At 66.0% G+C, this 8640-nt stretch carries 7 protein-coding genes; 3 read left to right on the top strand and 4 right to left on the bottom strand.

The window, feature by feature from the left end; all coding sequences use genetic code 11:
- On the bottom strand, positions 1-1797 hold a 1797-nt coding region (purL, locus tag ABEL04_RS07615), incomplete at its 3' end, for a phosphoribosylformylglycinamidine synthase subunit PurL (protein WP_375801787.1).
- 385 nt (positions 1798-2182) lie between these two features.
- Between purL and ABEL04_RS07610 the strand changes: the two genes are divergently transcribed.
- The 3 genes from ABEL04_RS07610 to ABEL04_RS07600 all read left to right on the top strand — a co-directional run bounded on the left by ABEL04_RS07610 (position 2183) and on the right by ABEL04_RS07600 (position 5846).
- Positions 2183-3466: an MFS transporter gene (locus ABEL04_RS07610; RefSeq protein WP_375801786.1), complete on the top strand. Its 1284-nt coding sequence runs from the start codon at positions 2183-2185 to the stop codon at positions 3464-3466.
- Positions 3467-3568: 102 nt separating this feature from the next.
- Positions 3569-4627, top strand: a complete 1059-nt coding sequence (locus ABEL04_RS07605) for an SDR family oxidoreductase (RefSeq protein ID WP_375801785.1) — start codon at positions 3569-3571, stop codon at positions 4625-4627.
- 130 nt (positions 4628-4757) lie between these two features.
- The gene (locus ABEL04_RS07600; RefSeq protein WP_375801784.1) at positions 4758-5846 is read left to right on the top strand and encodes a N(4)-(beta-N-acetylglucosaminyl)-L-asparaginase; all 1089 of its coding nucleotides are present in this window, start codon (positions 4758-4760) and stop codon (positions 5844-5846) included.
- 15 nt (positions 5847-5861) lie between these two features.
- On the opposite strand, the gene ABEL04_RS07595 is transcribed toward ABEL04_RS07600, so the two are convergent.
- The 3 genes from ABEL04_RS07595 to ABEL04_RS07585 all read right to left on the bottom strand — a co-directional run bounded on the left by ABEL04_RS07595 (position 5862) and on the right by ABEL04_RS07585 (position 8491).
- Complete coding sequence (locus tag ABEL04_RS07595; protein ID WP_375801783.1) at positions 5862-6446, bottom strand: LptE family protein; 585 nt, start codon at positions 6444-6446, stop codon at positions 5862-5864.
- Positions 6447-6471: 25 nt separating this feature from the next.
- Positions 6472-7872 carry a sigma-54 interaction domain-containing protein gene (locus ABEL04_RS07590; RefSeq protein ID WP_375801782.1) on the bottom strand — a complete coding sequence of 467 codons (1401 nt, stop codon included), beginning with the start codon at positions 7870-7872 and terminating at the stop codon, positions 6472-6474.
- Positions 7873-8125: 253 nt separating this feature from the next.
- Positions 8126-8491, bottom strand: coding sequence for a DUF4286 family protein (locus ABEL04_RS07585; protein WP_375801781.1), 366 nt, complete (start codon positions 8489-8491; stop codon positions 8126-8128).
- Between the last annotated feature and the right edge of the window lie 149 nt (positions 8492-8640).

Raw genomic sequence — 8640 nt, 5'->3', positions numbered from 1 at the left:
GATGGCAGTCGGATGGATCCAGCCGCTCGGGGTGAGCAGGAAGAGCACGTCGCCCTCGCGCTGGAGCGCCGCCGTGGTGGGCTGGGTCTCGATGTCGCCGACGAGGCCGAGCATGCCGATGGTGGGGGTGGGGAAGATGGCGCCCTCGGGGTGCTCGTTGTAGAGCGACACGTTGCCGCCCGTCACGGGCACGCCGAGCGCCCGGCAGGCGTCGCCCATGCCGCCGATGGCCTCGGCGAAGGTCCAGTAGGCTTCGGGGTTGTGGGGATTGCCGAAGTTGCAGCAGTTGGTGATGGCGACGGGCGTGCCGCCGGCGCAGGTGACGTTGCGCGCCGCCTCGGCGACGGCGATCTGGGCGCCGCGCCGCGGGTTCAGGTAGACGTAGCGGCCGTTGCAGTCCGTCTTTACGGCGAGGCCCTTGCCGGTTCCTTTTAGCCGAACGACGGCCGCGTCGCTGGCGCCGGGACCCACCACCGTGTTCGTGCGCACCATGGTGTCGTACTGCTCGTGCACCCAGCGCTTCGAGGCGACATTGGGCGCGCCGAGGAGGGTCGTGAGCGTCTCCGTCACGCCGGTGGGGGCAAGGTCCGGCACGTCGCTGGTCGCGAAGACGCGCGTCTCGTCGAGGTAGGCGGGCCGCTCGGTGTCGCGCTCGTAGACGGGCACATCGTCGCCCGCCACATGGGCGGGGTCGAGCGTCGCCACCGCGTCGCCGTGCCAGTAGGCGCGGACGCGGCCGGTGTCGGTGACCGTGCCGATGCGCTGGGCGTTGAGGTCCCACTTCCCATAGATCTCGGCGAGGGCCTCCTCGTCGCCCGGCTCGCAGACGACAAGCATCCGCTCCTGGCTCTCCGACAGCATGATCTCGTAGGGCGTCATGCCTTCCTCGCGGGTCGGCACGCGGTCGAGGTGCAGGTTCATGCCCGTGCCGCTGGACGCGCACATCTCGAAGGCGGAGCTGGTGAGCCCGGCCGCGCCCATGTCCTGGATGCCCTCGACGACGCCCTCGCGGATCGCTTCGAGCGTGGCCTCCAGCAGCAGCTTCTCGGTGAAGGGGTCGCCCACCTGCACGCTGGGGCGGTCCTCCTCGCTGTCCTCGTCGATCTCGGCGGAGGCGAAGGTGGCCCCATGGATGCCGTCGCGGCCCGTGGCGGCGCCCACCACCAGGACCGAGTGCCCCGGCGTCTCGGCCGCGGCGCGGGCGGTGCGATCCGTGTCCACCACGCCCACGCTCATGGCGTTGACGAGCGGGTTGCCCTCGTAGGCGTCCTCGAAGTACACCTCGCCGCCCACCGTGGGCACGCCGAACGAGTTGCCGTAGTCGCCGATGCCGCGCACCACGCCGTCGAACAGGTAGCGGACGCGCGACTCCTCCAGCGACCCGAACCGCAGCGAGTCGAGCGCGCAGATGGGCCGGGCGCCCATCGTGAAGATGTCGCGGTGGATGCCGCCCACACCGGTGGCCGCCCCCTCGTACGGCTCCACGGCCGAGGGGTGGTTGTGCGACTCGATCTTGAACGCCACGGCCTTGCCGTCGCCCACGTCCACGAGGCCCGCGTTCTCTTCGCCCACCTCCGCCAGCAGCCGCTCGCCCTCCTGCGGCAGGGTCTTGAGCAGGGCGACCGAGTTTTTGTAGGAGCAGTGCTCGCTCCACATCACCGAGTAGATGCCGAGCTCAACGAACGAGGGCGTGCGCCCGAGCCGGTCCAGGATCTCGTCGTACTCGTCGCCGGTGAGGCCGTGGTCGAGGGCGAGGTCGCGGTCGACGTCGGGCGGTTGGGGGAGCGTTTCGGGCATGGGAGGGCGTGGGGGTGAAGGGCGTGGGCGTTGAGGGTTGGTGGGTTGAGCGTTGGGCGTTCGGTAGGGGGGCACTTCGGCCCGGTGCGGAATTCCGAATCTAGGATGCGATCGTAGGTATGAGGGGGCGGGGGGATGGATCCTCCGTTCGCCGAGAATTGGGACAGCCCGTCGTCGCAGTAGCGGCGCCGTGCCTAGCGCGTCGGATCACTCCGGGCCGAGTCGGCTCTCGATGCGCGAGTTGGGGACGAGCGTCCCCTCGAAGACGGACGACGGCTCCGCTTTTTCCTTAGAACGTCCCCTCGGAAGCGCTTGTGGAGGAGGCCATGATTTTTTAACATGATAGCGACTCGACAAAACTGCGGACCAGCCCGGACTCCCCACCATGAACCGTACGATTCAGGCCCGCCTCAGCGCGATGATGTTCCTGGAGTTCTTCGTCTGGGGCGCGTGGTACACGACCGTGGCCGTATTCATGTCCGCCAACGGCTTGGAGGGCCTCACCCACTGGCCCTTTACGGTCAACCCCATCGCTGCACTCGTGGCCCCCTTCTTCGTGGGGCTGATCGCCGACCGGTACTTCCCGACCCAGCGCGTGCTCGGCGCGCTCCACCTTCTGGGGGCCGCGTTCATGTTCATGGCGCCCTCCGTCATCGGCTACCCAGTCGTCTTCATTCTTATTTTGCTGGCCTACAACCTGTGCTACATGCCCACCATGAGCCTGGCCAACACGCTGGCGTTCCACAACATGACGGACCAGGAGTCACAGTTTCCGGTCATCCGCGTGTTCGGCACGATCGGATGGATCGTCGCGGGCCTGAGCGTGAGCTACGTGGGCGGCCTCTTCTTCAGTCAGGACGTGACCGTGGCCTCCACCACGTTCCCGCTCTACCTCACCGCGGGCGTGAGCGCCCTGTACGGCCTGTATAGCTTTACCCTTCCGCACACGCCCCCGCCGGCCGAAGGGGAGGAGGTGTCGGTGCGTAGCATCGTGGGGGTCGACGCGCTCGAGAAGCTTGGCAGCCCGTCCTTCTACGTCTTCCTGCTGAGCTCCTTTCTCATCTCGATCCCGCTGGCGGCCTACTACAACTTTACGCAGGTCTTCCTGCAGAGCACCGGGTTCCAGGACGTGGCGGCCGTCCAGACCATCGGGCAGATGTCCGAGGTCGTCTTCATGCTCCTGATGCCGGTCTTCTTCGTGCGGCTTGGGGTAAAGTGGATGCTCGGCGTGGGCATGTTTGCCTGGGTGGTACGGTACGGCTTGTTTGCCGTAGGGGCGCCGGACGTCGTGACGTGGATGATTATCTCCGGCATCGCGTTGCATGGCATCTGCTATGACTTCTTCTTCGTGACGGGACAGATTTACGTCGACAAGAAGGCCAGCGATGACATTCGGGGACAGGCGCAGGGCCTCATCGTTCTCCTGACCTACGGGGCCGGTATGCTGATCGGGGCCCAACTAGCGGGCTGGCTGTACAACTTCATCCGCACCGGCGAAGAGATGGCCCTGGACCAGTGGGTCACCTTCTGGTGGATTCCGGCCATCTTTGCGGGCGCGGTGCTCCTCTTCTTCCTGTTCCTCTTCGACGATGAGGTGGAGGTGGCCGATGAATCCGTGGCCTCTGTGATGGGCGCCGACACGGAAGAGGAAAAAGAAGCGGCGGCCTAGCGGGGATGCACGGCACCTCGCCCGGAACGGCGCGTACCTACAGGCCCTGGGTGACACCCGGGGCCCTCTTCGTCAGTCTGGTCCTTACCGGCGCTGGACCGCATGATTTTCCTCACGGGGGTTCCTGGCTTTCTCGGCACACGGCTCCTGCGCGCCCTTGCTGAGCAGGAGCCGGAGCACGAGTTTCTGCTGCTGGTCCAGCCCAAGTTCGAGGCCCGAACCCGAACGCTCCTCACCGATCTTGGCCTCGCGGAGCGGGCCGAGGTGCTGCCCGGCGACATCACGGAGCCGGACCTGGCCCTCGGTGATCGCTACGACGCGGTGGCGGAGCAGATTACCCGGGCGGTCCATCTGGCCGCCGTGTACGACCTGTCGATTCCTCGCGACGTGGGATGGCGGGTCAACGTCAACGGCACCCGCCACGTGCTCGACCTGCTTGCGCAGAGCCCGAAGCTTGAGCGCTTCGGGTACGTCAGCTCCGCCTACGTGTCGGGGCGGCGCACAGGCACGATCTACGAGGACGACCTCGTTCACGACGCGGGGTTCAAGAATTTCTACGAGGAGACGAAGTACCACGCCGAAGTGCTGGTGCAGGACCGGATGGACGAGATTCCGACGGTCATCTTTCGCCCGAGCATCGTGGTGGGCGACTCGGAGACCGGGGAGACAGACAAGTTCGACGGGCCGTACTTCGTCCTGAATGCCCTCCGGAAGCTTCCACAATTCACGCTCATGGTCCGCATCGGGTCGGGCACCGAGCCGGTGAACCTGGTGCCGGTCGACTTTGTGGTGGCGGCAATGGTCCACCTGCTGGGCACGGGGGAGCACGAGGGCGGGGTCTTCCACCTCACCGACCCGCAGCCGCTCACGACTCAGGCCATCCTGGATCTGTTCGCCGACCTGCTGGACAGGCGCGTGGCATACGTGCCGGTTTCTCCAAGTGTGGCCCGCACGATGATGGGCACCAGCGTCGGGCGTGTGCTCGGCATCGCGCCGGAGCTCATCGACTACTTTGACCACCCCTCCCGCTACGACGCCACCAACGCGCAGGCAGCCCTCGACGGCACCGGCATCGCGTGTCCCGCATTCCCGGACTACGCGCCCCGAATGGTCGAGTACATGCGCCGCCACGACGAGGTGCGCTCCACGGCGATGTACTGACCGACCGGCCCGGGCCGCTGCACGTTCACTTCTTCGGCGTTGTTAATTCCCTTCCGAGTCCGTACACTACGGTGATCAGAGTGGACGACCGAAATCCCTCGACGCGCAATCTCAACCGCAACGTCTAGCTATGTCCGACAACGAGTCTTCCACTGCACCGTCTCGTCGAACCTTCCTGAAGCAGGCCTCGATGGCTGGGGCCGGGGCGGCCCTCCTTCCTCAGGCCGCGCAGGGGGGCGCGCCGTCCTTCGACGCCGCGGCAAACGGCGGGCCCCTCGTCGTAGCCAGCGACAACGGCGAGCCCGCCGCCGAGCGAGCCCTCGAGGTGATGGCCAACGACGGCGAGGCCCTGGAGGCCGTCATCGAGGGCGTAAACATCGTCGAGCGGGACCCGGACGACATCACCGTAGGGTATGGAGGCATCCCGAACGCCGAGGGGACCGTGCAGCTGGAAGCGGGCGTGGTTGAGGGAAAGACGCACCGGGCCGGTGCGGTCGCGGTTCTCGAGGACATCCCGGTGCCCTCAAGGGTGGCCCGCACGGTGATGGAGCGGACCGATCACGTGCGGCTGGTGGGGGAAGGGGCGAAGGAGTTCGCCAAGATGCACGGGTTTGAGACGACGGACCTCCTCACCGAACGGGCCCGTAAGATCTGGGTGAAATGGAAGGAGAGTCTGTCGGACGAAGACGACTACCTGCCGCCCGACAGCCTGAAGGACGAAGCGCTAGGTGCGAAGATGCGCGAGGTGCAACGGCACTACGGCACCATCCATTGCTCGGCCCTCGCGCCCAACGGCAACATCGGCTCCGTAACCACGACCAGCGGCCTGTTCTACAAGATTCCGGGGCGGGTGGCGGACACCTCCGTCGTGGGGGCCGGCCTCTACGCCGACAATGACGTAGGCGCAGCCGGGTCCACCGGGCGGGGAGAGGCCAACCTCAAAAACCTGTCGAGCTACCTCATCGTAGAGCGGATGCGCGAGGGCGACACGCCCGAGAAGGCATGTCTGGACGCCTGCCGTCGCATCGCGGAGAACACCAAGGTGCCGCGGCTCCTCAATGATCAGGACGAGCCCAACTTCGGCGTCCGGTTCTACGCGCTCCGGAAAGACGGGAAGTTTGGCGGGGCACAGATGCGCGGTACGGGCCAGATGATCGTCGGGGACGCCGACGGCGTTCGGCTGGTCGACATCCCGGGCCTTTTCGACGAGAACGAGTGAGCCAATCCCCGGCGGCTACCAGTCCGAGGTGGCTGTAGTAAAGATGTCGTCGGCTACGTTTTCGATGGCGTTCTGCAAGGCCTGCCGTCTGCCCGAAAGCCCGGCCTCGCCGGGATTGTATTTAGCGACACCGTTAAACGTCTGGTTGAGGATCTCCTTGTTTTTCTTTTGGTCCGTGTACCGGACCTTTACCCGAATGGTGACCTGGTTCGTGGTGGCCCGCTCGTTGCCGCTCACGCCCGTGGGCCGATTTGTGTATTGCTGAATGGTGGCCTCAAGGAGAGCGTCCGCCTCCGAGTCGTTCGTCGTAAGCGAGAGGCTCGTGCGGTCGACGAAGCGGTTGGTGAGCTCCTCCGTCAGGTCGTTGCCCAGCGTGTTGATGGGGCTCGTGGAGTTATCCTGAGCGATTGGGATGGCGATGGTCTCCAGGTGAGACGGAATGCTGGCGCCGCTGAAGCTGTAGTAGGTGCACCCTGATAGCAGGCCGACAACGAGGACGGCTGCAAGCAGAGCACGTCGTCCAACGCCGGCCCCCTTGCTCGAGAAAAGCGCAGAAGCGTAAGGGCGTGGAGGCGGGGAGGGGGGAGATGATCCGTCCATCCGTCCACGTGCCTCCGTGTCGGAGTCACAGGTCCTCATCGATGTCCTTGAGCTTGCGATAGAGTGTGCGTTCGCTGATGCCAAGGGCCTGAGCCGTCTTCCGGCGGTTGCCGTCGAATCGTTTCAGGGCCCGGCTGATGAGCTGCTCCTCGGCCTCCTCGAGCGTGGGCAGCTCCTCAGGCGCGTCGGCCGCGTCCGCGTCAGTGTTCTCCTCTGGGCCCGTCGGGCGGGCCCGCTCGGGCTCCGGGGTGGAGGGAGGGTCCCTGCGTGGAGTGGGACGGGCCGGGCCCTCCTCGTCCACCTCGTAGACGACGTCTCGCATGATGGAATCGACCTCTCCCCCGCCGCGTTTGTCTCGTTCGCGGTGCGGTGGGCGGGCTTCGTCGCCGGAACTATCGTGCACCACCACAAAGTCATCATCGCCGGGAAAGTCGCCCCGGTCGACCACCTCGCGCGGCACGACGGCGCCCACGTTCGACATCAGGGAGCCGATCTGCTCCTTGAGGTCGCGCATGTCCATGCGCATCTCAAGGATGGCCCGGTACAGCAGTTCACGCTCGCGGACATTGGTGCCGGTCTCGTCGTCCGCATCCTGACGCTGCTGTTCTTCGATCCGCATGAGGTCCGTAGAGGGCGCCGCCTGGCCCGTGTCGCGCAGAAGGGGCCGCAGATCGTCGGCCGACACCTCCTCGTCGCGCATCAGGACCGCCACCTGTTCGGCAATGTTGCGGAGCTCGCGCACGTTGCCGGGCCAGCGGTACGTTTCGAGAAACTCCTTCGCGTCCTCCGTGAGCCGCTTGCGGGACGAGTTGTACTCCTTTGCGAACTGGTGCAGAAAGGTTTCGAAGATGGGCAGGATGTCTTCCGGGCGCTCCCGAAGCGGGGGGATGTCGATGAGGACGGTGCTCAGGCGGTAGTACAGGTCCTTGCGAAAGCGCCCGGCCTGCACCTCCTCAGCAAGGTTCTTGTTCGTCGCCGCCACGATCCGGACGTCTACCTGCTGCTGCTGAGACGCCCCGACGCGCGTAAACTGGCCCGTCTCGAGCACGCGGAGCAGGCGCACCTGGGCCTCCTGCGGCATCTCGCCGATCTCGTCGAGGAAGATGGTGCTGCCGTCGGCTTCCTCGAAGTACCCCACGCGCTCCTCGACGGCCCCGGTGTAGGCGCCTTTCTCCGCCCCGAACAGCTCGCTCTCGATGAGGCCCTCAGGAATGGCCCCACAGTTGACGACCACTATCGGCTCGTGGCGGCGCGTAGACAATTCGTGCAGCGCCTGGGCGATGAGTTCTTTGCCGACGCCGCTCTCGCCCTGGAGCAGCACGGTGATGTCTGTGTTGGCTACCTGGCGCGCCTGGTCCAGAACACTCTCCAGGGCGTCGGACTCGCCGACGATGCCGAAGCGTTCTTTGATCGATTCGCGGTCCATGAGGGGAACGGTTGAGAGACAGACAGCGAGCGAGCTGTAGACCCGGGCGGCAGGTCCCGGACGAGAAAACCTGCCACTTTGTCGCAAAGCGGGTATAATCACACCCGCACGACCGCCGAGAGATCCCTGTACTGCCCCAAATGGCGTTGAAGATGCCGTGACGCGCCGAGGTGACGGCGTGTTAAACGCAGGGGCCGCCGCAACGGGGCCCGTGCTGGCGGAGGCCGGGGGCCACTGAGGTGACGGAGGCGAACTACACCGGCCCGGTATCCTTCTTGCGCCGGGCCTGGAAGAGACGCTTCTGCTCAAGGATGCGCCGGTCGGCCGTCACGTGATCGCCAAACTGCTGGGTCCCCTCGCGGCGCATCTCGTCGGCGTGCTCGTCGAAGTAGGCCTGGAGGGCCTCGCGGTCGCGCACCTGGTACTGCACCGTCCAGTCCCGGGTCCCGGTGGGCTCGTCCGGCTCCGGCACCGTGTCGCCGTCGTCGGTGCGGGCGTACCAGACGGCGGCCTCAAACCCGTCCAGCTCCAGCATCTCGCGGATGTGCTCGCGCAGCCACGAGCTGTAGCGGGCGGGCACGTCGCCGTCGACGGTCAGGTTGACTTCGTAGATGAGCATCGAAAACGCAGTCGGTTGGTGGCTTGAGCGTGCAGCGGTCTAATGTAAGGGTCAGCGGGGGGAATGGCAGATGGGACGTTTGGGCGTGGGGGCGCGGGTGAGAAGGGTGAGAGGGAAGAGGTAAGGGGTAAGAGGTAAGGGGTAAGAGG

The organism is Salinibacter sp., assembly GCF_042218895.1.
Taxonomy (GTDB): Bacteria; Bacteroidota; Rhodothermia; order Rhodothermales; family Salinibacteraceae; genus Salinibacter.
Note: the sequence above shows the minus strand (reverse complement) of the source record. Positions and strands in the feature narration are given on the sequence as shown.

Bases quoted from the DNA above. Each gene is read 5' to 3' on its own strand.
- ABEL04_RS07605 (WP_375801785.1), top strand. From the start codon at position 3,569: ATGATTTTCCTCACGGGGGTTCCTGGCTTTCTCGGCACACGGCTCCTG.
- ABEL04_RS07590 (WP_375801782.1), bottom strand. From the start codon at position 7,872: ATGGACCGCGAATCGATCAAAGAACGCTTCGGCATCGTCGGCGAGTCC.
- ABEL04_RS07595 (WP_375801783.1), bottom strand. From the start codon at position 6,446: ATGGACGGATCATCTCCCCCCTCCCCGCCTCCACGCCCTTACGCTTCT.
- ABEL04_RS07600 (WP_375801784.1), top strand. From the start codon at position 4,758: ATGTCCGACAACGAGTCTTCCACTGCACCGTCTCGTCGAACCTTCCTG.
- ABEL04_RS07585 (WP_375801781.1), bottom strand. From the start codon at position 8,491: ATGCTCATCTACGAAGTCAACCTGACCGTCGACGGCGACGTGCCCGCC.
- ABEL04_RS07610 (WP_375801786.1), top strand. From the start codon at position 2,183: ATGAACCGTACGATTCAGGCCCGCCTCAGCGCGATGATGTTCCTGGAG.